This is a genomic window from Oleidesulfovibrio alaskensis DSM 16109 (assembly GCF_000482745.1).
In the GTDB taxonomy this organism is placed as follows: Bacteria; Desulfobacterota; Desulfovibrionia; order Desulfovibrionales; family Desulfovibrionaceae; genus Oleidesulfovibrio; species Oleidesulfovibrio alaskensis.
In genome coordinates, this window is record NZ_AXWQ01000005.1 from 216416 (window position 1) to 240392 (window position 23977).

The window sequence follows — 23977 nt, forward strand, 5'->3', positions numbered from 1 at the left end:
CCGCCTGCGGCGCACTGCCGTACGGACAGGGGAAGCACCAATCCCGCGGCGCCGCCCGGCGCAAGCGGGTCATTACTCTGCGTTTTCCACATAAACCCGCGGCACACGGGCAAGTATGCGGGAGACAACCTCATAATTAATAGTGGAAGTCAGACGGGCGTGATCGTCTGCCGTCACGCTTTCGGCGCCCTGCCTGCCCAGCAGGACAACCTCGTCCCCCTCCTGCACTCCGTCAATGTGCCCCACGTCAATCATGGTCTGGTCCATACACACCCTGCCGGTTACTGCGGCCGGGCGGCCGTGAACCAGCATGGTGCCGCAGGACGAAAGCAGGCGGCTGTACCCGTCCGCGTACCCTGCAGGCACTGCCGCAATGACAGTTCCGGCGGCCGTCACGTGGGTATGCCCGTAGCTTACCGTAAATCCGGCAGGAACACGTTTGACGCTGGCTATACGGCCTTTGAGGCTCATCACCGGACGCAGATCGAAACCGGCGGTGTCCATCTCTGCCGAGGGGCGGAGCCCGTACAGGATGATGCCCGGGCGCACCATGTCAAAACGGGCATCGGGCATGACCATGGTTGCCGCGCTGTTGGCCGCATGCACACACAGCCTGTCGCGCATACCGGCAGGCAGCTCTGACAGTGCCTGTTCAAACACGGCCAGCTGCCTGCGCGCCGTAACAGGGTCGGCGGCATCGCTGGCGGCAAAGTGGGTGAACACACCGCACACATCCAGCATGGTGCGGGAAGAAAAACCGGCAAACACCTGTCCCAGCGGAACATCACCGCCGTTTCCCGTGGCGATATACCCAAGACGCCCCATGCCGGTGTCCACCTTTATGTGCACCTGTACCCGCCTGCGGGGCTGCTGGGCCAGCAACGCCGCCTGCAGCGCCTCTGCATAGGTATCGGAATGCACGGTCTGTATGATGCCGTAGCGGGCAAGCAGCGGAGCCTTCTGCGGCGGGGTGGGCCCGAAAATGAGCACAGGCCGGGTGATACCGTTCTCGCGCAGTTCCACTGCCTCATCCAGTCTGGCCACTCCGAAGGCATCAGCCCCCTGACGCAACAGTTCGTGTGCCACGGCCACAGCCCCGTGACCGTAAGCGTCGGCCTTGACCACTGCCATAATGCGTACACCCTTTCCGACGTGCGACCGTACAGCGGAAAAATTGTGCCGCAGGGCGCAGAGATCTATCTCCGCCCACAACGGCTCGGGAAATGCTTCATATCCCACAGCGACAGCTCCTGATTCTGCAAAACAGTATTGCAATGCAATACTTTTTATCATAATACAATTGTACATATTGCAGTTGCACTGTCAACAACAACATCAATAACGACAGTTGTGCAACCAAACAACATCATACTTCCACGCAGCACACGACAAACACAAAGCAGCACAGCAGGGAGGCCTTCATGGCAGAAGAACCGGCCGTTACTGACAGACGCCCTGACCCGCTTTTTGTACATTCACTTCAACGGGCTCTGATGGTTCTGGAGGCCTTCGATTCCACTGCCCGCAATCTGAGTCTGTCGGACCTGAGCCGCAAGACAGGGCTGAACAAAAGCGCTGTTCAGCGCTTTCTCTTTACATGGGAGGCCCTTGGCTATCTGGAAAAAGACACAGATACCAAGCGTTATTCTTTAAGTCCAAAGGTAATGTCGCTCAGCTATCATTATTTGAAGGACAAACGACTTGTGGAAATTGCCACACCGGTGCTGCTGGAAATGCGTAAAAGAACAGGATGCGCCAGTTATCTGGGTATTCTGTACGAGCAAGATGTTATGTATCTTATACGCCTGCCCCAGCGGTTCATATTGCTTGAAAGCACGCTGGCGGGCAGAAGGGTGCCCGCATTCTGCGGCGGCAGGGCTCTGCTTTCGTGTCTGCCGCAAAACAGCGCCCGCAGCCTGATAGAACAGAGCGTCAGAACGCAGCTGACTCCGTTCACCATCACTGACAGCGAGGCAAACATGCGGGCCGTACGGCAGGCGGCAGAACTGGGGTATGCGGTTTCGCGTCAGGAGCAGCTCATAGGTGAAGTTTCCGTTTCAGCACCCGTACTATCGTCCGGCGGTACACTGCTGGCCGCTGTCTATATTTCTGCAGACAACAACGAATGGGACGACAGCCGCATTGCCGCCGAGCTGGCACCGGTGGTACTCAAAGCCGCATCAGACATCGGCCGCCAGTTCTGATGGCACGCCGCGTGCCGGTGGAAAGCTGCATAAATAGTGCGGTGCACCCGGTCCCGCTGCGCACCGGAGAATCATACAGAATACAAAAGCCCCGCAGGCAAGCCTGCGGGGCTTTAACATCACGAATAAACACGATGTGCCTAGAACGGCACGTCGTCCATTCCGCTGACTTCCGAAGGAAATGCCGGACCGAGATCATCGAATCCGTCATCGGCAGGAGGAGCCTGGCGGCCGCCACGCTGCTGTGACTGCTGCGGCTGCTGGAAAGAACGGCGCTCACCGCCGCCCTGTGCAGGCGCACCGGGACCATCGCCTTTTCTGTCAAGAAACTGGACGCGCTGGCCCTTGATCTCGGTGGTGTATCTGTTCTGTCCCTGCTGATCCTGCCACTGTCTTGTCTGCAGGCTGCCTTCCACATACACCATGCTGCCTTTGGAAAGGTAGTTGGCGCAGTTTTCGGCCTGACGCTGGAACACAACCACGGTATGCCACTCCGTGCTTTCCTGCCGGTTGCCTTCGCGGTCCGTATAGGTTTCGCTGGTGGCAATGCGCATACGCGCAACAGGGGTTCCTGATTGGGAATATTTAAGCTCGGGGTCGGCACCCAGCCTGCCTATGAGCATAACTTTATTAAGCGACATGAGACGTCTCCTTTTGTATCTCGGCTCTTCCTACGCTTTCGCCAGCTCTTTTTCAAGCTCGGAAAGTCCTTCCTCTATTCTCTCGCTCAGCGAGTTTGCCTGCCGGGGATCCCAGTCCCCCAGAGCGGTTTCAAGCTGCTGCATAAGAGCCGAAAGGCTGCGTACTCCCGGTTCGAGCACCTTTTTTACACGCCCGTCCCACGGCTCAAAGCGCAGACCGTCATCCAGAGCCTGAACCAGCTCCGCCACACCGCGCATTTCGTCGGGCCGGGGGGAGCGTTCACCCCATACCTGCGTGTAAAGCAGCGGCCAGGTGCGCCTGACATCATCGGGGTCAAACGTATAGGCCATAACCCGTACCTGAAGCACTTTACCCATCGGTCACTCCTTTTCCACCCACTCCGTCTGCACGCGCATGACCACCTCTTCTATGGTTTCCAGCTGATCCGGCGGGCAGATGCCTATCAGCGGCTGGCCGGCGTCCACGTTTTCGTTATGCTGAAAGTACACCGCGTAAATCAGACCTTCGGGGCCTTCGTAATGCAGCGGCGTTTCGCGCTTCATACGCGACATGATGAAAAGTTCCATGCCGTTCTGCACAGTGACAGATCTGGAACCGGACACCTTGACTTTTTTGTCCACATCCGGCGTGAAGTAGTATTTGGCCCGCTCCGGCGCCTTGAACAGATGCAGCGCCTTACGCAGAATGATCCCCAGCACTTCCTCCTTTGACAGATAGTGCCGGATGCTCACAAGCGGTGTTCCGGCTTCGACAAAGGTTCCTTCGTACTGGCGGAATATATCCTTCACCTTGCCTTTTTCCGTGGCATGAATGGGTTTGGGGTTCCTTTCCCGTTCAATGGTGGCAAGCAGTGTGCCCTTCACTTCTTTCCACACACCGGAAGGCCCGCGCACACGCTTGCCTTCCTTGATGGGAGCAAAGGTCACCACCCCCGTGTGGGGGGCCACTATTGTCTCCTCCTGATAAGGAGACGCCTTAATCTCTTCAAGCAGTTGTGATATATCAAGCACGGTTTTTCACCCGTTTCCTTGCTTCGTTCGGCCCCGCGGCCGGTTGACGGCTAGCGGTAATAAAGATTGCGTCCGCCCATGGTCAGCAGTGCCTGGCGCAGATTCTGCCGCGCCTCTCTGCGGTCCCATATGCCCTGAATATGTCCTCTGCTCAGTGCCTTGAAGGCATTGTGGTAGTCAGGAGGAATATCCATACCGGTCGTTTCCTTGATAACCCCTCTGCCCGCAAAGCCTATGTTGGCAGAACGGATGGCAAACTGATACGGCGAACAGCCGAGAAAGCTTGCCAGAGGGCCGGCGTAGGAATTGGTGTCATAAACCACAAGGTACAGCCCGCCTTCTTCGATGTACCGGCGCACGGCCATGGTGCAGCGGGGCATCTGGATGACTCCGTTGGTGCCTTCCTGAATGCGGATACCGGCAGTGCCGTGCACATAGGCAAGAAACGGAAAACGCTTTTTCTTGGCCCGCTCAGCGGCGCGGATAAACTTTTCGCCTTCGGCGGCACCCACCGACCCACCGCGGAACGGTGCGGTAAGCATGGCCACCACTATCTTGATATTATCGAGCCGCGCTTCGAACGTGACGCAGCCGGACTTCTGGCCGGTTTTCTGCTTGGCCTGATCCAGCTTCACGTCCAGCCCTTCAAAACCCAGCGGGTTGGCGGCTTCCAGCTCGGAGTTGAACTCGAAAACAGAGCCGTTATCAAAGATATTATGCACGAACCACTTGCTTTCCATCGGAAAATGATGACCGCAATAGTTGCACACACCGGCAAATTCGCCAAAAAGATCAGGGGCCCACAGGTCAAGGCAGCCATGAGAATCCGCATTGGGGCAGGTAATGGTGCGGTCTTCCTTGGCACGCGGGCTTACATAGCGCCATTCGCCGTTGCGCTGGTCTTCCTGATCCCACTGCGAAAGCATGGTCAGCTCTTTTTCTTTGTCCTCGGCAGGCTTGCCGGAACCGGGCAGTGACCCGCTCAGCTTACGCCACGGGCTCAGCAGGCGGTTCATCAGCACACGCGCTTCAGCGTCCACCTCTTCCACCGCATAAACAATGCGCTGCTGATGCTTACGCCACAGGTCGTACTTGAAATAAGAATAAACATCCCAGCCGAGATCATATCCCCATTCCCATATTCTGCGGTGCACGGCGCGTCTGTCCAGGCAAGCCTGACGTGACAGGCGGCGGAACTTGCGGTGGCGTTTCATCACCAGTCTGTCACGGGCGTTGGAAGAAAGATTCCAGCGGACATAGATATTGTCAAAGTCAGGCGTCACACCCTTTTTGCCGTGCCGCCTGCGCAAAGCCATGGCGCGGAAAGGAGCAAATCCCTTGACCCCCAGCACAACCTCATCCGTCGCGCGGATAACTTCCTGCCGCAAAGAACGGAAAAAATCGTAATGGTACGGTCTGGCTCCCAGCGGCGGCTCGTCTATAACGTGATCAATGTACCCCATGCGGCGGTTATCCGCTGCGGTGATACGCAGCTGGCGCGCGCATTTTTCAATCAGTTCCGGCGTGGCACGCTGGCCTTCTTTGAGCCTGCCTTCGATGGCGGCCGCCCCTTCGGGAGAAATAACAGAATAGTACCCGTGGGAGAGCATGAGCCGGGTATCGGCCAGCCCGATGGCTTCGGCACCGCCGGAGCCACCTTCGGAAAACACGGCCACAACAGGCACACGCAGCCCTGCCATTTCGTACAGGTTGCGGGCTATCTGCTGGGCAGCTCCGGGAGCATCCTCCACCGGATATGATCCGGGTGTGAACACATATGTATGGATGGGAATATTTTCTGTTTCGGCAACTTTCATATAGTGCAGGGCCTTGGCATTGCCCCAGGGCTTTACAGAACCGCCGTTGCGGAATTCCTCTCCATGGCCTTTTTCCTGCCCTATGACCATCACCGGCTGGTGGTACACCTTTTTACCGCTGCGCCTTGTGATGTAGGCACGCGCAATAAGCATGCTCGGATCGATACTGTTCTCGTCCTTGCCGCCTATCTCGGTGTAGTTGTCGTACACGTTTTCAAGCACGTCGCGCAGGCAGACCCGCTGCGAATGACGTACGATACGCACCCTGTCCATGGGGGTAAGATCTTCTTCAAGCTTGCGCTCCACAAAGTCGAACAGATCGTCAACCGTGGCTGCGGCAGCCTGCTGTTCCGAAGCGGAAAGGTGCTTTTCCCTCAGCATCAATTCATTCAGCTTGCTCTCAAGCAGGCGGATATTTTCTTCCTGCTTGCCGGTAAACACGTCCCGGATGTAGTTGAGACGGTCGTTAAGCTGATGCAGTTTCTTATCAAAATCCATATCGCTCCTCCCCGCTTGCGGGGATATTGCCTTGTTGGGCTACGGCAGCCGCATACGGCATGCCGTGCAGAGTCCGCACAGCGCGGGCAACCGCGCGGCGGCTACACACCGGAATACCTGCCGGAAAAGAACAGCTGCCTCTGTACCGCAGAATAACGGACAAAAACGGCCGCACCCGACACATCAGAAACGGAGAACATCAGCCGTCTTTCTGCGCAGAAAAGCAATGTTGGTGCGCATGGGACCGGCCTGATTAACGCCCTCCAGCGTGATGGTGTCCAGCAGTTCCAGCCCCCGCTCCCGGACCTGTGCAAGGTCTTTGCCCCACACAATGGCAAGGGCAAGGTTGGGGTCGAACTCAGTGGGAATGTCATACGGACTGTCAGTGGGCACATGCGTATGCATGGAAAGCCAGTCACGTTCATCCCAGCGGAAGCCTTCTATACGTCCCACCCAGGGGGTGAAACGGTTGTCAGGATCTTCCGCGATGATGCGGTATTCAATGCCCACACCTTCGAATGTGATATCTTCCTGCGTGTAACCCAGCGGCTCGCCCAGCCCCACACGGATCTGCTCGGCGATTATGTCGACACCGCCTTTACCGTGAATGCGCGCTATGGCGGCAGAAACGCCGTTTTCCACCTGAATGCGGGTGTTCACCTCCATCAGAAAGGGACGCCCGTCGCGCGAGACAATCCACTCCCATGTGCCCACATTGTCGTAGCCGACCTTGCGGGCCATAGCCAGAGAGTGGTTGGTGATGTCTTCCAGCAGTTTGTCTGCGTCAAACGCATAGGAATACGACGAAGAGTCGAACCCCGGAGCAATTTCCACGCGCTTTTGCAGACCGGTGGACTGTATGGAGCAGTTTCTCGTGCCGAAATGCACGGGATTTTTGCCGCTTCTGTCAGAAACGATCTGAACTTCCAGATGGTTGAAGTCGTTGACACGCTGCTCGATAAGAACACCCTCGTCATTGAACTGACGCAGGGCGTAATTGCGGATACGGCGATACACGGAGCGGAACAGATCAAGGCTGTGCACTTCCTCTATACCCATTCCGCCGCCTCCGGCGGAGGCCTTGACCAGAACCAGAGGGCGCTCGACGCCCTGCTCTTCCTGAAACTCGAAAAGCGACTGGGCCACTTTTTCGGCTTCCATCTCGTCGTAGATGGGTTTGTCTGAACCGGGCACAGTGGGCACGCCGAGACTGCGCGCAAGACGTTTGGTATTTATCTTGTCACCCAGCTCGCGGATAACCCGCCATGACGGACCTATGAATATCAGTTTGCGCCCGCGCTGCGATACCCGCCGCGCGAACCTGTAATCTTCGGCAAAAAAGCCGTAGCCGGGATGCACGGCGGTGGCGCCGGCCTCGTCTGCTACGGACAACAGTTCGTTCGCATCATGATATGACGATACACGGAACAGGCTTTTTTCGCCGCCAAGCTGACGGGCGATGCGTACATGCCCCGACTCAGCGTCTTCCGCCGTGTATACACATACAAAATCCAGACCCAGCTTGCGGCAGGCCTGAACGATACGGATGGCGATTTCCCCTCGATTCGCCACCAGCACCTTATGTTCGGTATTCTGCACCAATGTCCCTCGACTGTTTATTTTTCCAGTTCTTCATCACACACAGTCGCCCTTTTCATGGCGATCTGCCGTTTCTGCACTTCCAGAATAAGCTTGTCCAGCCGCGCTTCCTGTCGCCGGTCAAGCTCTTCAAAGCTGCAGCCAAGGCCGCCGTCAGGTAACAGCCGCACAACTCTCAGCAGGAGTCCGGCTATGAACAGCTTTTTATTGACAAAAAGGTCAATGCGGAAGTCGTCGCCTATGCCAAAGCCCTGCTCGTCTCCGTCCACGGAGCAACCAGTGGCACTGATGTCCCTGACGGGCAGGAACGTACCGCGTTCTTCAAGAAAGGCTTCAAGCCCCCTGATACGCGTGCGAAAAGCCCGGCGCTGTCCGCCGGTCCCGGTAAAAACAATATCAAATTCTTCATTCATGACAGCTACTTACCCACACGGCGCTCCAGAACAAATTCAACCCTTCTGTTCTTTGCGCGGTTTTCTTCGCTGGTGTTGGGAAAAAGCGGATCAAGATCACCGAGTCCGGTCGCTGTCAGCCGTCCGGGCTCTATACCAGACTTGAGGAAAAAACGAAGCACATTCACCGCCCGCAGGGCGGAGATTTCCCAGTTATCCCTGAAGCGGCTGCCGGCAGCCGGCACACTGTCGTCGGTATACCCCCGTATATTGATGGACTGATCCTTTTTTTTCAGGAAAAAGTCATTCAACCCTTCAAGCATGGAAAGCCCGTCTGCGGAAATATCCACGGAGTTCTTTTCAAAAAGCACTCCAGCCGGCACTTTGATGGTGATCACGCCTTCGTCAAAAACCGCCCCGATCACGCCTTCCACTCCTTTGCGGTTCAAAAAGGTCCGCACATCTGAATACACCTTCCGCTGAGCCTCGATGAGCTGTTTCTGCAAACGCACGCTTTCAAGCAGGGCCGCATCGTCCGAACGCACAGATGACGTGAACAGCGTGCTTTCCTTGCCGCCGAAAACCGTCCGTACGGAAGTGAACGAGTCGGTGAACCGCTGTTCGTCGATGACTGACATGGAAAAAAGCAGAATGAAAAAAACAAGCAGCAGCGTGGCGAGATCGGCAAACGTGACAATCCACTCGTCGGTGCGGTCCTCTTCTTCCTGCTCTATCAGGGAAAAAGGCAGATCCTTATCGGACACTCCGGCGCTCCTGAGGTGAAAGGAATGACGAAAGCTTTTCATGCACCAGACGCGGGTTGTTATTCTCCAGTATGGATTTTGCCCCTTCGAAAATGATAAAAAGGTGCACTTCTTCCTGCAGGGTGCGGGCTTTCAGTTTGCCGGCGATGGGTAAAAAAAGCAGATTGGCCATCAACGCCCCGTAAAACGTGGTCAAAATGGCCACAGCCATGGCCGGACCGATGGCGGCAGGGTCGTTGAGACGGGTAAGCATCTGCACCAGACCGATAAGCGTGCCTATCATACCGAACGCCGGTGCAAACGCCCCCAGCCGGTTGAACACGGCTATGGACACGTTGTGCCGTCTGCGCATGGTGGCGATTTCAATCATCACAGTATCGCGTATAAGCGCATGGTCGGCATTGTCGGCTATCAGCTGGCAGGCTTTTTTCAGCAGGCTATTTTCGGTTTTTATGTGTTCCAGAGCGGTCAGCCCCTCACGGCGGCTAATTTCAGCCACACGTACCATGGTATTGACCACATCACGGTTTTTCACGTTTCTGGCGCCGAAAACCTGCAGCCCCCCTTTCACGGCCTGCACCACTTCTTCAAAAGGAAAAGTGACCAGAATGGCGGCTCCCGTGCCGCCGAAAACGATCATCAGCCCCGGCAGGTTGACAAAGTCGGCAAAATTGCCCCCCATAAAGATAGCGCCGACCACAAGGCCGAACCCGGCAATAATCCCGAAAAGAGTTGCTATATCCATATGTTCGGTCTAAGCTCCGCAACTGGTAAAAAGGCAGGAAGACCGGCCATGAAGGCACAGGCCATCCATGAACCGATCGCAGAAGTATGATCGCGTCCCTTTTCTACACTCAATCAATACAATATTCTGGAGAGTTATGCAAAACCCGAAAAAAGTACAGAACGCTTCGGAATTTCTGAAAAAAAAGTTATCAGGGCACCCCGACCCCAAAGTTGGAATCGTTCTGGGCACCGGCCTTGGCGGACTGGTTGATGCCGTCAGCATTCATACCGTGATTGATTACGGTGAGATTCCCGATTTTCCGCGTTCCACAGTCGCTTCGCATCAGGGCAGATTCATAGCCGGCAGCATCGGCAGCACCCCCGTGCTGCTCCAGCAGGGCCGCTGCCACCTGTATGAAGGCTATTCAGCAGGTGACGTATGCACCGGTGTGCGCACCATGGCCGCATGCGGAGCTGACACCCTGATAATCACCAACGCGGCAGGCGCTCTGAATCCCGCATGGTCCGCGGGTGATCTCATGGCCATAACCGACCACATAAATTTTACGGGACAAAGCCCGCTGACCGGCCCGAACAATGACCTGTGGGGACCGCGCTTTCCTGACATGAGTGCCCCCTACGACGCACAACTTATCTGTGCAGCCATGCAAAAGGCTTCGGAGCTGGGCATCCGTCTGGAACGCGGCGTCTACGCCGGAGTGCGCGGCCCGCAGATGGAAACCCCCGCGGAGACCCGCATGTACAAAGCGGCAGGAGCGGATGCCGTGGGCATGTCCACCGTGCTCGAAGTTATCGCCGCCCGCCACATGGGTCTGAAAGTGCTGGGCGTTTCATGCCTGACCAACAAAAACCTGCCGGACTGCATGCAGGAGGCTCCTCTGGAGGAAGTCATCCGCGTGGCCAGTCTTGCCGGAAACAGGCTGGCAAAGCTCATTGCCGCGGTTACCGCCGACCTGCCTGTCTGACAGACACGCGTTTTATGAAAAACGGAAGCTCCGGCACCGGTGCATCTGCACCGGTGCCGGAGCATTTTTTGTCAGCAAAAATGCGGGCAGACAACAGCCCGCTCGCTAGCCGTCCAGAGAACCGTCCGGCGCGGCGGCGCCCTGCACCTCGCGCAGGAGGGCCGCTGCGTCATTGATTTTCTGCACAAGCGCCGGATCATCGACGCGCTGCACAAGCCCTTCAAGCCTGTGCAGCACATCTGCCAGCACGGCGTTATTCAACTCGTCGCGCACCAGCTTTGCCGCATCATCTTTTCTGACAAGCTGCTCAAGGCCCGCTATCTTCTTTTCCAGAGCCTGAACCGTTTCCGCCTCTGCCGACAGGTGGCTGTTCACTCCGGAAATATTGCCGGACAAGCCGAACGCAAACACCGAAGACACGACGACCGCCAGAACGGACAAGACAAAAGACCACCTTCCTGCCGCACTTCCGGGTCCCTGCGCCGTTGTGGTGCAGCCCTGCTCTTCAGCACAGCCATCTTCGCGTTTACCACCGGAATCCTTCATACATCCCCCTGTCAGATATCGCCATGTTCGGCTATTTTACGGTCTTCATACGGCGCCAGCCGTTTCCTGTACCACTCAAGCTTTGCGTGCTCCATGGCACTGGAACACATGCTCAGGTTCGCGTAGCTTTCACCTGTCTTTTCAATAAGCAGCGTTGCCAGCTTATAAAAACAATAGTTCAGCTCGCCTTCGTTCTGCACATGCCCCGCACATTGCCGCAAAAGATTATCAAAGAATTCTCTACGGTTCTCAGGTATATACGGCATGGAGTCTCCTTTTACACAGCCGCAGCCCGCCTCCGCATCCGCGGATTTGCGTTGCGTGCGGCCTTCGTCTATACATAGTGTATCTGGAATCGCCTTATAATTCACACAAGTAACTTTTATCGCTACCTGCCGCAAGACACCGGACATATCACACCATGAGCATGCGAAACGCAAGCATATCCATAGCCATATCCGAAGACGGCCTTTCGGCCGTCATTTCCGACTGGTCTGCGGCGCAGGAAGGCGGTGCGCTGATTTCTTCTTCGGGCCTCAATGACGCACTACGGCAGGCGGGCGTCATCACGCCCCCGCTCGTGGGCGTGCTGACCAAGATAAACACGGTGCTGAAAAAAGGGGAAGACCCGCGCGGCATAACAGTAGCCCGAGGCACCCTGCCGGAACCCGCCAAAGACGCAGCACTGCAGCCTGCGGGCGATTTCCGCATGCCTGTCTTTCCCGGCGACGTCATAGGCACCATCACGCCCGCACGCAGCGCAGTCCCGGGCAAAGGGGTCAACGGCACCGTAGTCAAATCTGAAGGCCCCGAGAAAGGGCAGGAAATTAGTTTTGCCGAAGATTGCGGCTGTCATCTGGACACGACGACACTGCAGGTGCGCGCTTCGCGCTACGGCATTATCGGCATCACCAGAAACCGCATACACATGCGGCCGCTCATAGCCGTGACCCCCGACGCCATGGTAGCCATGGGCAGTGTGTTCGCCAGGGATTTCAAAGGGCGGGAAGTCACCCCCCTGCAGATGGAAAGCGCGCTGAAGGCGGAAGACATCACCCAGCCGCTTGAAACGGCCGTGCTGCAGGCCGCACTTAAAAACGCACAAAAAAGCAATGCAGAAATTCCGAACGTTCCGCTAAGCCGCGGCGTGCAGCCCCAAAGCGGTAAAGACGGCTGGTTTGAGCTTTACATCAAGGACGAACGGTCCAGCATCGGCATAGAAGCGGCTGACGGAAGCATAGACTTCCGTGCACGCGGAATGATCAAAGCCGTAACCAGCGGCACAAAGCTGGGCAAACTGCACGCCCCCACCAGAGGACGCCCCGGCAAAGATGTTTTCGGCAAGCTTATTCCCGCACACGACGGCGCTGTTTTTCTGCTGCAGACGGGCGAACATGTGGACGCGCTGGAAGGCAGCGAGTTTGCCGCCGCCATCGAAGGCATGGTCATATACAAAAACAACAGCCTGTCCGTAAGCGAAGTGTTTCAGACCCGCGGCGATCTGAATATGAGCGTGGGTAATATCAGTCTGGAAAAAGGTTCCGCCCATATCCGCGGTGCCGTGCTGGCCGGATTCCGCGTAAGCGCACCGCGCCATGTGCGCGTGGACGACATAGTGGAAAACGCGGAAATAGAATGCGGCGGCGATGTGGAAATAGGCGCGGGAATTCTGATGGACCGTACAGGGTTCATCAAAGCGGGCGGCACCATATCGGCGACCTTTGCCAAAGGTGCCCGGCTGGAATCAGGGGCGGACATTATAATAGCGCACGAGCTGTCGAACTGCACCGTCTTTGCCGCAGGCAGCGTTGAAGCTGTCAAAGGGCGCGGCAAAATAGTCGGCGGCGAAGTGCACGCGGTAAAAAACATTCTGGCAAATGAAGTCGGGTCTGATCTGGGTGTGCTCACCACCATTATTCTGGGCACGGAACCCCAACCCAAAGACAATACCCGCAGCGCCCGGCGCAAAGAACTGAACAGCCTTATAGAGCGCATTGACGCGGGCCTCGGTCAACGGGATCTGCGTACCCTGCTCGAACAGACCCCGCCGGAAAAACGCCCCGCCGTGGCATCTGTCATCAAGACGCGCATTGCCGCGCAGGAAGAGCTGCGGGCACTGGATGAAGAGGAAAAACAGGAAAAGGAACGGCTGCTCAACGCCCCCAAACCCAGGCTCAAGGTGCTGAAGACGCTTTACCCCGGCACCAGCATCAAAGCCGGCGGGCTGACCCTGTGCATCACCGACCCTGTACCCTACAGTCAGATATACTTTGACCCGCAGGCCGGAGAAATAGTCATAGCGTCGCTGTAGACTGCGAATATAACACTTGCCTTTGGGCAAAAACAAGGCTATTCAACCCTGTTCACCAATTTTCCGCCTCTCCGATTCTGTCGCAATCCGGAAACGATATGCGCCAGCCATCGAAAGGCGTTTCTTTTTTTGCTTACCTGCCAAGGATATAACAGTGACCACAATCGTAAACGAAAAGCTGCGTAACGTAGCTATCATTGCCCACGTTGACCACGGTAAAACAACCATGGTCGACGCCATGTTCCGTCAGGCCGGACTGTTCCGCTCCGATCAGGAAGTTCAGGATCGCATAATGGACAGCATGGATCTTGAACGTGAACGCGGCATTACCATTGCAGCCAAAAACTGCGCCGTGAACTGGAAGGGCACAAAGATCAACATAATCGACACCCCCGGTCACGCCGACTTCGGCGGCGAGGTGGAGAGGTCTCTTTCCATGGCCACAGGTGCCATCCTGCTGGTCGATGCTTCTGAAGGCCCCCTGCCCCAGACCCGCTTTGTGCTCAAAAAAACGCTGGAGGCGGGACTCAAAGTCATCGTGGTCATTAACAAGATCGACCGTAAAGACGCCCGCGTGGAAGAAGTGCTCAACGAAGTGTACGACCTGTTCATCGATCTTGACGCCAGCGAAGAGCAGATAGAATTTCCGGTGCTGTACGCCATCGGCCGGGACGGCGTGGCCATGCGCGACCCGCAGGATCCGCGGCAGGATCTCGCCCCGCTTTTTGAAACCATCCTCGAGGTCATTCCCGGCCCGGCGCACAATCCCGAAGAACCCTTCCAGATGCTTGTTTCCGACCTTGCCTACTCCGACTATCTGGGCAGACTGGCTGTGGGCCGCATCATACACGGAACGGCTCAGGCCAAAGAAGAAATGCTCTGCGTGGGTGAAAAGGAAAACCAGACCCTGCGTGCCACCAAGCTGCAGGTGTACGACGGGCTTTCGCTCAGCGAAGTGCAGTCTGCCGAAGCCGGCGACATTCTGGTGCTGGCCGGTATTGAAGACGTGACCATAGGCGACACCATCTGCACCAAAGCCGCCCCCCGCAAGCTCAAGCGTATTCACGTGGACGAGCCGACGGTGGCCATGCGTTTTTCCATCAACAGCTCGCCCCTTGCCGGCCGCGAAGGAAAAATTGTCCAGTCCCGTAAAATCGGCGAGCGGCTCTTCAAGGAAATGCTGCGCAACGTGGCCATCCGCGTGGAAGAAACCGACGACAAGGACAGCTACCTTGTGAAAGGCCGCGGCGAATTCCAGATGGCCATACTCATCGAAACCATGCGCCGTGAAGGATTTGAACTCAATGTGGGCCGTCCGGAAGTTATCTTCAAAAAAGACGGCAACACACTGGTGGAACCCATTGAACGCCTGTGGGTGGACTGCGACGAACCCTTTATGGGCGTTGTCACCGAAAAACTTTCCACCCGTAAAGGCCGCATGGTCAACCTGATCAACAACGGCACCGGCCGTGTGCGTATGGAATTCAGCATTCCTTCGCGCGGGCTCATCGGCTACCGTGATGAATTTCTCACGGACACCAAGGGTACCGGCATCATGAACTCGTATCTTGACGGATACGAACCGCACCGCGGCGATTTTCCCACCCGCTATACCGGTTCCATTGTGGCCGACCGTGCGGGCACCACTGTTGCCTACGGTCTGTACAACCTGGAACCGCGCGGCCGTCTTTTTGTGGGTGCGGGCGAACCGTGCTATGAAGGCATGGTTGTGGGTGAACACAACCGCGATAACGACATCGATGTGAACCCCACCAAAGAAAAGAAACTGACCAACATGCGTGCTTCCGGCAAAGATGAAAACGTGGTGCTTACTCCCGTCAAACCCATGACGCTGGAACAGGCACTGCACTTTGTGCGTGATGACGAACTGGTCGAAGTCACCCCCGTATCCATCAGAATCCGCAAGGCGGAACTCTCGGCACAAAAGCGGCACGCCGCTCAGGGGGCCAAGAAAAAAGCCTCGTTGCTGAAAAAATAACCGGCCAAAGAACACGGCGCGGCGGATGCATATCCTGCCGCGCCGTTTTTTTGGCTCTGGCCGTCAGCGCTGGCAACATATTCTTATAAAAACAACACCTTAAAGCTTCCGGCCTGTATTTTGCTTTGGCTGCAGCATAAAAAAACAGCCAAAGGATAAACCATGTCCGGAAAAACCCCGCCGCTCTCCGCTGCCGAACAGGCCGAACTGCTTGCCCGCGTGCGTCAGGCGCTTGGCGACAGACGCACCGAAGATCTGCTGCACATGCCGCTGCGGCAGGCGATGATTGAAGAATATCAGCGCATGGGCGCAGCTTCTCTGCAGCTGCTTAACATGCTGGGCAGGTACGGATTTGCGCAGCACCTCACCGGGCCGGACCATGCGCGGTATCAGGATATAATGAACACGCTGGCAGAATCGGCCACACGCTGCACCACCCTTGTGGGAAAATCGCGCAGGCTGGACGAGGATGCCCTGCTGGCCGGGGCAGATGCCGGATGTCCGGTACTGAACTGACACACAGGCATTACAGCCCCTGTTCATCCATAAAGGACAGCAGACGCTCTTCGGACCAGTAGATGTTCTGCCGGTTAAACTGGACAAACCCCACATGACCTCCGGTCACAGTAGTTTCAAAAAACAGGCTGCCGCTTTGCCGGGCTTCGCGGTACGGATAGCAGGAAGCGGAAAGAAAAGGGTCGTTCAGCGCGTTGACAAGCAACGCGGGCACCCTGACAGAAGAAAGAAACTGCCTGCACGAACTTTTTGTCCAGTAATCAAGGGCACCGGAAAAACCGTGCAGCGGCGCGGTATACCGGTCGTCAAATTCCGCAAAGGTACGTATGGAATCCAGCCCGTCCATCTGAATCGTATCCGGATACATGGCGTGCTTGGCTTTGATTTTTTGCCGCAGCGTGCGCAGAAAGTACCGCATGTATACGCTGTTCTGCGGTCTGCCCAGCACCTGAGCCGCCCCAACCAGATCGCACGGTACAGAAAAAACAACAGCCCCGCATACCCTGCTGTCGACACGGTCCGGATCTTCACCAAGATATTTCAGAATCTGATTACCGCCCATACTCACTCCGGCAAGCAGAATACGGCGGTAGCCTTTTTGTGCGCATGCTGTCACTACGGTATGCAGATCCTGCGTATCACCGCTATGGTACATGCGGGGCAACCTGTTGGGCTGGCCGCTGCACCCGCGGAAATTCCACGCTGCGGCATCCCAGCCCCGGGCATTTAGCACCCGTGCCATCCCCTGCACATAGCGCCGGCGGGAATGACCTTCCAGTCCGTGAGAGATCACGGCAATGCTTTCAGACTGCGCAGCTGCTGCGGCAGAAGAAAAATCCACATCCAGAAAATCACCGTCCGGCGTTTCCAGTCTTTGACGACGATACTCCACCACCGGCATAGGACGGAACAGTACCGGAAACATGGTCTGAACATGGCCGTTTGCCAGCGGGCCGCTGCCCTTGTATGAAGAAACGGGTAAAACAGGCATTTTTTCTCGCAGGGCGGCGCGTGACAAAAAGCGCGGAACACGATAGTGCAGCGTTCCTGCAACGCCACGGACCAGCCAGTTATGATAACAACAGATATACTTATTATAGGAGCCGGAGCCTCAGGTCTGACCTGTGCAGCCCGGGCCGCCTCCGGCGGACATTCCGTAACGCTTATTGAAGGCGAAGAAAAGCCCGCCCGTAAAATTCTCGTTTCGGGCGGCGGCAAGTGCAACTTCACCAATATGGAAGTCACACCTGCAAACTACATCTGCGAAAACAAGCACTTCTGCAAATCAGCACTGGCCCGCTGGTCGCAATGGGACACCATATCGGCGTTTGCGGAATGGGGCATACCCTACGAAGAACGGGAAGAAGGACGGCTTTTCTGCCTGCGGAGTGCCGCCGATGTCACAGCCATGCTTATGCAGCGCTGCAAAGAATCAGGCTGCAACCTGCATACCGGCACAAAAGTGACAGAAGCCGGCCGGAAAGACGGATATTTCCATGTTGTGACCAGCCGCGGCCTGTACCGGTCAAAAGCGCTTGTGCTGGCCACGGGCAGCCCGGCATGGCCGCAGACAGGGGCAGACGACACAGGCCACAGAATTGCGGCACGCTTCGGACACCGCATTGTTCCCGTGCGTCCCGCGCTGGTTCCTCTTGTCATGCCCGCACACTGGCCGCTGCATGGCCTCAGCGGCATATCGCTGCCCGCCGCCGTCACATGCGGCGGAAAAACATTCACAGAACCGCTCCTTTTTACACACAAAGGAATCAGCGGACCTGTAACCCTGCAGGCATCTTCCTACTGGAAGCCACGCCAGCCGGTCTGCATCAATTTTCTGCCGCACGAAGACACGGCGGCGCTGCTGCGCAGAGGCGGCAAAGGCAAAACAGGCAACCTGCTGTGCAGGCTGCTGCCGGAAAGGCTGGTCACAAGTCTGCTGGACGAGCCGTTGCGCCACAGAAACATTGCTGAACTCAGTGCGCCTGTCATTGAAGACATCGCCACGCGCGTCCACCGGCATACAGTCGTCCCCGAACGCACCGAGGGCATGCGCAAGGCAGAAGCCGCCTGCGGCGGTGTGGATACGGCCCATGTATCTTCAAAGACGATGGAAAGCACGCTGGTCTCCGGCCTGTACTTCACAGGTGAGATACTGGACGTTACTGGCCATCTGGGCGGCTACAATCTGCAATGGGCCTGGGCGTCCGGCCATGCAGCAGGAACAGCGCTGAAAGAGCAGAAATCCTGACGCGAATGAACGCGGCCTGCTGGCGGGATGTTTTCTGCCGGACACCTCGGCGGCAATCCAGAACTACAACGCGGCATGCAGCCACAGCGCAAGCAACCAGAGAACCCACGCCCCCAGCACACAGGAAAGGCGGACAAGCCGCAGCAGCATGCGGATGTCCTCAGCCCGCCACACGCCGGTGACAGGCCCGAGCAGCGGTTTGTTCACCGTCACCCCGTCATAGACAGCAGGTCCGCCCATACGGCGGGAAAGAAGCCACGCGGCCATGGCCATGGGCCAGCCGGCATTGGGGCTGTCCATAAGTCCGGCATCAGATGCAGCCCTGCGCCATGTTCCGCGCAGGTCAAACGCGGTGGGAACCAGCATCAGCCGGGCTGCCGCCAGCATGAAAAACGCGGTGATACGCGCCGGAACGTACGCCAGAACATCATCAAGGCGTGCCGCTGCACAGCCGAAACTGGCCCAGCGTCCTGTCCTGTAGCCCCACATGGAATCCAGCGTGCTGACAGCCTTGTACACCCACAGCACCACAGGGCCCCCTAGAACCAGATAAAAGAAAGGTGCCACAAAACCATCATTGCTGTTCTCGCTTACCGACTCGGCAAGAGAACGGTACAGTTCATCACGGTTCATGGCAGAAGTATCGCGGCTTACCAGCATGCCCACGGCATGCCGGGCCTCTTCCAGTGTGCCGTGCTGCACTGCAGCAAGAGCGGCCTCACCTTCTTTCAGCAGGCTGCCCAGTGCAAGTCCGGCATAGGCAAAATACAACGTGGCCAATGCTCCGGCCACAGGCAGTGCGCACAGCCCCCAGACAACCACAGCCACAGGCAGCACCACCAGTCCGGCCGCCAGCGCGCCCATACGCACCGAACTGCCGTACCCGCGCACGCGCCGTTCCACCATGTCGGCCAGTCTGCCCACCGCCCGTACCGGATGCGGCAGACAGGCGGGGTCGCCCGCCAGCATATCCAGCAGTACCGCCACAAAAGGAACCAACATCAACCACCAGTCCATAACGCCAGCCTCTCTTCTTTTCCCGCATCACATCAGGCACAGCATGTGTGCATAACCACATCAAAGCGGCATGTCCCATGCCGCGCCGCAGGCTTCCGTTATCTGCCAGCCAGTTCACCGGAAGCCGCAAGTGCCTGATACAATACGATACCCGCCGCTGTCGACATATTAAGGCTGCGTACTTCACCCCATATGGGAATACGCACAACATGTCCGCTTCCGTCCAACATATGGGCAGGCAGCCCTCTGCTTTCCGGCCCGAACACCAGCGCATCATTTTTGTTGAACCGGAAATCCTGCACAGCTGTGCCGCCGCGTGCACTGGTCATCACAAGACGGACTCTGCTGCCCACCTCGCGCATAAAGGCATACCAGCCCGGCCACACGGTCAGGTCCACCTGCGGCCAGTAATCCAGACCGGCCCGACGTACATGTTTGTCATCCACACTGAACCCCAGTGGTTCGATAAGATGCAGACTGGTCCGCGTGGCCGCGCACAACCGCGCAACGTTTCCCGTATTGGGCGGAATTTCCGGCTGAAAAAGAACTATATGCATATACGCTCCTCATAAAAAAAGCCGGTTCAGGTCATACCTGAACCGGCAGGAGAATCAAGCCGGTACCGCAGGTGCTGCAAGGGTACGCACCGGCGGCTACAGCCCGCGCACACCGGAGCTAGAATGTATATCCGATGGTCAGGCCGTAAATATGGGCATAGCTGTCCTTGGAATAGCTGTTCTGCACCACGCCGTCGGCAACGCTGTCGGCATAGGAACGGCCTTTCATCCACAGATACGTGTACGAAACGTCCGCAGTCCAGCTGTTCCACTTGAAGCCCGCACCCAGATTGAACAGGTGACGGTCGTTACCGGGAACAATGTAGTCCGCGTATTTGGGATCAAGCGGGGATTCGTCAAAGACATAGCCCGCGCGCAGGTCAAGCCAGTCGGTAATGCCGTATTCAACACCCACACTGTAACGCATCACGTCGTCCCAGTTTTTTCATCAACCTTTTCAGTGGAAAAGGCCACAGGATCATCGAATTCCAGCGCGAACTCGTTGTAGGTGCTCCAGCGGGTCAGCATAGCGCCAACTTCAATGCTGAGGTTGGGCATGGGGTAATAGGTAACACCGGCCGCTATCATGTCAGGCAGTACAACAGTGCCGCTGACGCCGGTCTTGGCAGGCAGCACGCCCGGTATGGCAGGGTTGAACTTCTGGGTGCCGGAAGCACCGATTTCCACCTGGCTTTTGTAGCTGAGGCCCACACGCCACTGGTCGTTAGGCTTCCAGTGCACACCAAAGTTGAAGCCCACACCGTCACCGGAGGCATCCAGTCTGCCGTCGGGACCGGCAGGGCTGCCGACATGCTTGCGCATATCCAGCCCCACATGGACAAATTCAATGCCGCCGCCGATGGAGATGGTGTCTGTAAGACGATACGAAAGCACCGGAGCAAACGAGACAGTTTCTATGGCAGCGTAATAAATATTGGCGGCACCGGGCCATCTGGCTTTTTCATATTCCGTGCCCAGCCCGAAACGGCTGTACACGCCAAGACCTATGGCCCAGTCGTCATTGAGTTTATGAGCAATGTAGGCATGCGGAGGCAGCCATGTGTTGTCGGCGCCTTTGGTGCTCTGCCCGTTGTAGACCAGATCGGCCATAGGGCTGATGGCGCTGAAGCCGACCTGAATCTGGGTGCCGTCAATCTGTGTGATACCGGCCGGGTTGAACGCAACGGCAGAAGCATCGTCGGCACGTCCCACAAGGGTGCCGCCCAGAGCGTTACCGCGGGCACTCCATTCGTACAGAGCAAAACCGGCAGCCATGACCGATTGCGCTCCGGCCAGCAGCAGACACAGGCCGAGAGCAGCAGTGAGAAAATGTCGCTTCATTTTTCCCCCTTACAGAGTAACGCCGCTGGAATGCACGAAAAAAGCGCACAAAAGCACTCTCCCCGCGATTCCCCTCGCGCGGCAGCAAAAAGCGCAACGGTATTATCCCTCGCGCGTTGTACAAAAGCACAACGCAACCGTGCGCCCGTTCCTCAATACATCCGTGGGGATTTACGTAAGAAAACCGCAAAAGGCAACCTCTGCGCGGCATGGCCCGGCGCAGAAAAGACACCTGAAGGTAAAACAAATGTAAGATATTCAAACAAAATACGTATGATATGGCGGCCTGAGGAAAGGTTCAAAAAATTGCACTACAGCTTCGATTGCTGCTGCGAAAGAGCTTCAATGCGCTGCATCAGCGCAGGAAAGTCCACCGGCTTTGAAACATATCCGTCCATACCGGCAGTAAGAAAACGCTCTTTGTCGCCCTTCATGGCATGGGCCGTCATGGCAATGATGGGGATATCAGATCTGATTCTGCCGCCCTGCGCGCTGCGGATGGCGCGGGTAGCCTCCACACCGTCCATATCCGGCATCTGGATATCCATGAGAATCAGATCAAAAGGTTCCTGCGCAAGCGCCTGCAGCACTTCTATACCGGTGCCCACAGCCCTTACGGCATGACCCATTTTTTCAAAAAAGAACACGGCAAGTTTACGGTTTATTATATCGTCCTCCGCCAGCAGAATACGCAGCGGCTTGGACGTTCTCGCAAGCGGACATGTTTTTTCGGCTGCCACAGGCGCTTCTTCTTCACATTTACGCAGCTCGACGATGCACTCAAACAGGCTGCCGCCTTCGGCGCAGCGTGACGCGTGCACATCCCCCCCCATTTTACGGGCCAGTTCGCGCGAAATAGCCAGCCCCAGCCCTGCTCCGCCGCTCTTTTTGGTCATAAAACTTTCGCCGAGAACAAACGGCTCAAATATGGTCTCGCGCTTTTCCGGATCAATCCCCACTCCGGTATCCTGCACATAAAAGCATAACCTGACTGTATCACCGGCAGTGCACGGTGCAGAAGAGACGCGCAGCGATACGCCCCCTTTATCGGTATACTTTATGGCGTTGACCAGCAGATTGCTCAGTATCTGCTTCAGCCTGCCTGCATCACCCACAAACAGATCGGGAATCCCGTCATCAAAAAACACTGCAAAATCGAGGTTTTTCCATCTGGCCTGAATTTCGAGAATGCGCTTGACCTCGCCCACGCTTTCGCGCAGCGAAAAAGGCGTTTCGCGCAGCACCAGACGGCAGGCCTCAATGCTGGACATATCCAGAAGATTATTGACAATGGTCAGCAGTTCCTGACCCGCCTGCTTTACCATTTCAAGATATTCACGGTGGTCGCCGCCGGCGGGGGCGCACAGCAGCAGATCGGTAAGCCCGATTATCCCGTTAAGCGGTGTACGCAGTTCGTGGCTCATGTTGGCAAGAAACTGCGACTTGGCCCTGCTGGCCAGTTCCGCCTCTTCCTTGGCCATGGCCAGTTCCCGGGTTCTTGCCGCCACCTCCCGTTCAAGATGCTGGTGGTAGCCCCGCTTGCGGCGTTTGCGGTCCGCCCGTTCGCGGGCGGATTCCACGGCCTTTCTGAGCACTTCAAAATCTTCGACAGGCTTGGAAATGAAATCCCACGCGCCGCTGCGCATGGCTTCAAGAGCCTGTTCAAGCACGCCCACGCCGGAAACGGCAATGGCGGGAGTATCGGGAAGTTCGGAAGAAAGCCTGCGCAGCACCTCTATGCCGTCAATGCCGGGCATGCGCAAATCTACCAGAATGACATCGGGCCGTTCACGCAGAGCGGTTTCAATGCCTTCATAGCCGTCAGACGCCTCCAGCACCTCGTAACCGCAGTCTTCAAAAAAAATCGCCAGACTCTGCCGGACGGAAGACTCGTCATCTATAGCCAGCACGCGGGGAAGAGCACACTCAGCCATCCTGTGTCTCATTTTGCCAGCAGGCGATCAATGCCCCGTACCAGCATATCCATATTCTGCAAAGGCTTTATATAGATATCTTCATGGGTTACACCGACATTCATCACCTCTACCGGCAGCTTGTAGTTGGTAGAACCGGTATGGATGAGGTACCGTAACGCAGGATTGACGGCATGGGCTTTGATAATGAAGTCGTTGCCGCTCATGCCCGGCAGCCGCATGTCTATGATGCCCACATGCGGAGAGACAGAAGCCAGCAGTTCCAGAGCTTCTTCGCCGCTTCCGGCAGTAGCCACCTTAAAGCCTTCGTCCTCAAGGTAGGCCTCCAGATTTTCACGCACCATCTCTTCGTCATCAACGACAAGAACGGTGACAGACTCGTAAGACATGAAGGCTCCGGTAATTCGGCCGCACAGACACAGGCATAGCCGCCAGTGCCGGCGGTTTGGTTAAGTGCGTCCCGCGAAATACCCCATTTACGATATCTGATAGTAGCCAACTACAGGCAGGTATGCAACGGTTGGAAGGCCGCTAACGGCCGAGACGGATTATAAACCGCTCTCTGCGCAGCACACACCACGAGGGACGGACCTCGTCGTCGGCCATGGGACGCAGACGCGGAGTAGCCACGGCGCAGCGTCTTTTATCCTGTTGCTGATGAAAAGGACACTGCGCACATTCCCTGTCGTCCACAGCCACCGGACCGGCATCAAGCGGACACCACTCGGGTCTGCTTTCGGGCTGCCCGTCAACGGCACGCGGCTGCAGGGCGTCGGCACGACAGTAAGAAATCTCACCACGCTGATAAAACGGGCAGCCGGAACATATTTTTACGCTACAGATCACAGC

Annotated in this window: 25 protein-coding genes; 6 read left to right on the forward strand and 19 right to left on the reverse strand. The window is 56.8% G+C overall.

The genetic code is table 11. The annotated features are described in order from the left end of the window. Positions 1–72: 72 nt before the first annotated feature. Positions 73–1239, reverse strand: a complete 1167-nt coding sequence (alr, locus tag H586_RS0103765; protein ID WP_027181399.1) for an alanine racemase — start codon at positions 1237–1239, stop codon at positions 73–75. A 182-nt stretch (positions 1240–1421) separates the two neighbouring features. Between alr and H586_RS0103770 the strand changes: the two genes are divergently transcribed. Next, the gene (locus H586_RS0103770) at positions 1422–2204 is read left to right on the forward strand and encodes an IclR family transcriptional regulator (RefSeq protein WP_027181400.1); all 783 of its coding nucleotides are present in this window, start codon (positions 1422–1424) and stop codon (positions 2202–2204) included. A 140-nt stretch (positions 2205–2344) separates the two neighbouring features. Here the strand turns inward: H586_RS0103770 and H586_RS0103775 are convergent, their stop codons facing one another. The 8 genes from H586_RS0103775 to H586_RS0103815 form a co-directional block, all read right to left on the reverse strand. After that, positions 2345–2845: a single-stranded DNA-binding protein gene (locus tag H586_RS0103775; protein WP_011367504.1), complete on the reverse strand. Its 501-nt coding sequence runs from the start codon at positions 2843–2845 to the stop codon at positions 2345–2347. Positions 2846–2875: 30 nt separating this feature from the next. Next, complete coding sequence (locus H586_RS0103780; RefSeq protein ID WP_011367503.1) at positions 2876–3223, reverse strand: hypothetical protein; 348 nt, start codon at positions 3221–3223, stop codon at positions 2876–2878. Between the two features lie 3 nt (positions 3224–3226). Next, a complete protein-coding gene (locus tag H586_RS0103785; RefSeq protein WP_011367502.1) occupies positions 3227–3877 on the reverse strand; it encodes a biotin/lipoyl attachment domain-containing protein in 651 nt (216 codons plus the stop codon). Positions 3878–3927: 50 nt separating this feature from the next. Beyond that, positions 3928–6192: an acetyl-CoA carboxylase carboxyl transferase subunit alpha/beta gene (locus H586_RS0103790; RefSeq protein WP_011367501.1), complete on the reverse strand. Its 2265-nt coding sequence runs from the start codon at positions 6190–6192 to the stop codon at positions 3928–3930. A gap of 183 nt (positions 6193–6375) precedes the next feature. Next, positions 6376–7791: a biotin carboxylase N-terminal domain-containing protein gene (locus H586_RS0103800; RefSeq protein ID WP_011367500.1), complete on the reverse strand. Its 1416-nt coding sequence runs from the start codon at positions 7789–7791 to the stop codon at positions 6376–6378. 17 nt (positions 7792–7808) lie between these two features. After that, a complete protein-coding gene (locus H586_RS18060; RefSeq protein ID WP_011367499.1) occupies positions 7809–8204 on the reverse strand; it encodes a PilZ domain-containing protein in 396 nt (131 codons plus the stop codon). A 5-nt stretch (positions 8205–8209) separates the two neighbouring features. After that, the gene (locus tag H586_RS0103810; protein WP_011367498.1) at positions 8210–8947 is read right to left on the reverse strand and encodes an OmpA/MotB family protein; all 738 of its coding nucleotides are present in this window, start codon (positions 8945–8947) and stop codon (positions 8210–8212) included. Continuing rightward, positions 8937–9692 carry a motility protein A gene (locus tag H586_RS0103815; protein WP_011367497.1) on the reverse strand — a complete coding sequence of 252 codons (756 nt, stop codon included), beginning with the start codon at positions 9690–9692 and terminating at the stop codon, positions 8937–8939. The genes H586_RS0103810 and H586_RS0103815 overlap by 11 nt, the downstream gene beginning before the upstream one ends. 136 nt (positions 9693–9828) lie before the next feature. On the opposite strand from H586_RS0103815, the gene H586_RS0103820 reads away from it, so the two are divergent. Further along, positions 9829–10659 (forward strand): purine-nucleoside phosphorylase, encoded by an 831-nt coding sequence (locus H586_RS0103820; RefSeq protein WP_027181401.1) that lies wholly within the window; start codon positions 9829–9831, stop codon positions 10657–10659. Between the two features lie 105 nt (positions 10660–10764). On the opposite strand, the gene H586_RS0103830 is transcribed toward H586_RS0103820, so the two are convergent. After that, on the reverse strand, positions 10765–11205 hold the full coding sequence (locus H586_RS0103830; RefSeq protein ID WP_011367495.1) for a hypothetical protein: 441 nt from the start codon (positions 11203–11205) through the stop codon (positions 10765–10767). Positions 11206–11216: 11 nt separating this feature from the next. Further along, on the reverse strand, positions 11217–11471 hold the full coding sequence (locus tag H586_RS0103835) for a DUF6899 family protein (protein ID WP_011367494.1): 255 nt from the start codon (positions 11469–11471) through the stop codon (positions 11217–11219). 155 nt (positions 11472–11626) lie between these two features. On the opposite strand from H586_RS0103835, the gene H586_RS0103840 reads away from it, so the two are divergent. The 3 genes from H586_RS0103840 (at position 11627) to H586_RS0103850 (ending at position 16031) form a co-directional block, all read left to right on the forward strand. Further along, positions 11627–13516 (forward strand): FapA family protein, encoded by a 1890-nt coding sequence (locus tag H586_RS0103840; RefSeq protein ID WP_027181402.1) that lies wholly within the window; start codon positions 11627–11629, stop codon positions 13514–13516. Between the two features lie 154 nt (positions 13517–13670). Continuing rightward, positions 13671–15515 carry a translational GTPase TypA gene (typA, locus tag H586_RS0103845; protein ID WP_027181403.1) on the forward strand — a complete coding sequence of 615 codons (1845 nt, stop codon included), beginning with the start codon at positions 13671–13673 and terminating at the stop codon, positions 15513–15515. A gap of 162 nt (positions 15516–15677) precedes the next feature. Continuing rightward, entirely contained in the window at positions 15678–16031 is a 354-nt protein-coding gene (locus tag H586_RS0103850) for a hypothetical protein (protein WP_027181404.1), read from the forward strand. A 10-nt stretch (positions 16032–16041) separates the two neighbouring features. On the opposite strand, the gene H586_RS0103855 is transcribed toward H586_RS0103850, so the two are convergent. Beyond that, complete coding sequence (locus H586_RS0103855) at positions 16042–17022, reverse strand: YheT family hydrolase (protein WP_027181405.1); 981 nt, start codon at positions 17020–17022, stop codon at positions 16042–16044. Between the two features lie 81 nt (positions 17023–17103). Between H586_RS0103855 and H586_RS0103860 the strand changes: the two genes are divergently transcribed. After that, a complete protein-coding gene (locus tag H586_RS0103860) occupies positions 17104–18279 on the forward strand; it encodes a BaiN/RdsA family NAD(P)/FAD-dependent oxidoreductase (protein WP_027181406.1) in 1176 nt (391 codons plus the stop codon). A gap of 63 nt (positions 18280–18342) precedes the next feature. On the opposite strand, the gene cbiB is transcribed toward H586_RS0103860, so the two are convergent. From cbiB to H586_RS18070, 7 genes are all read right to left on the reverse strand, one after another. Further along, positions 18343–19296: an adenosylcobinamide-phosphate synthase CbiB gene (gene cbiB, locus H586_RS0103865; protein ID WP_027181407.1), complete on the reverse strand. Its 954-nt coding sequence runs from the start codon at positions 19294–19296 to the stop codon at positions 18343–18345. Positions 19297–19394: 98 nt separating this feature from the next. Then, positions 19395–19853 (reverse strand): tRNA (cytidine(34)-2'-O)-methyltransferase, encoded by a 459-nt coding sequence (locus tag H586_RS0103870; RefSeq protein WP_027181408.1) that lies wholly within the window; start codon positions 19851–19853, stop codon positions 19395–19397. Positions 19854–19971: 118 nt separating this feature from the next. Further along, the gene (locus tag H586_RS21115; protein ID WP_051363849.1) at positions 19972–20280 is read right to left on the reverse strand and encodes an OmpP1/FadL family transporter; all 309 of its coding nucleotides are present in this window, start codon (positions 20278–20280) and stop codon (positions 19972–19974) included. After that, positions 20280–21194: an OmpP1/FadL family transporter gene (locus H586_RS18065; RefSeq protein WP_051363850.1), complete on the reverse strand. Its 915-nt coding sequence runs from the start codon at positions 21192–21194 to the stop codon at positions 20280–20282. Before H586_RS18065 ends, H586_RS21115 begins: the two co-directional genes overlap by 1 nt. Positions 21195–21505: 311 nt before the next feature. Next, positions 21506–23128, reverse strand: coding sequence for a response regulator (locus H586_RS0103880; protein ID WP_148204124.1), 1623 nt, complete (start codon positions 23126–23128; stop codon positions 21506–21508). Positions 23129–23136: 8 nt separating this feature from the next. Then, on the reverse strand, positions 23137–23517 hold the full coding sequence (locus tag H586_RS0103885) for a response regulator (protein WP_011367485.1): 381 nt from the start codon (positions 23515–23517) through the stop codon (positions 23137–23139). A 142-nt stretch (positions 23518–23659) separates the two neighbouring features. Beyond that, positions 23660–23974 (reverse strand): hypothetical protein, encoded by a 315-nt coding sequence (locus H586_RS18070; RefSeq protein WP_011367484.1) that lies wholly within the window; start codon positions 23972–23974, stop codon positions 23660–23662. Between the last annotated feature and the right edge of the window lie 3 nt (positions 23975–23977).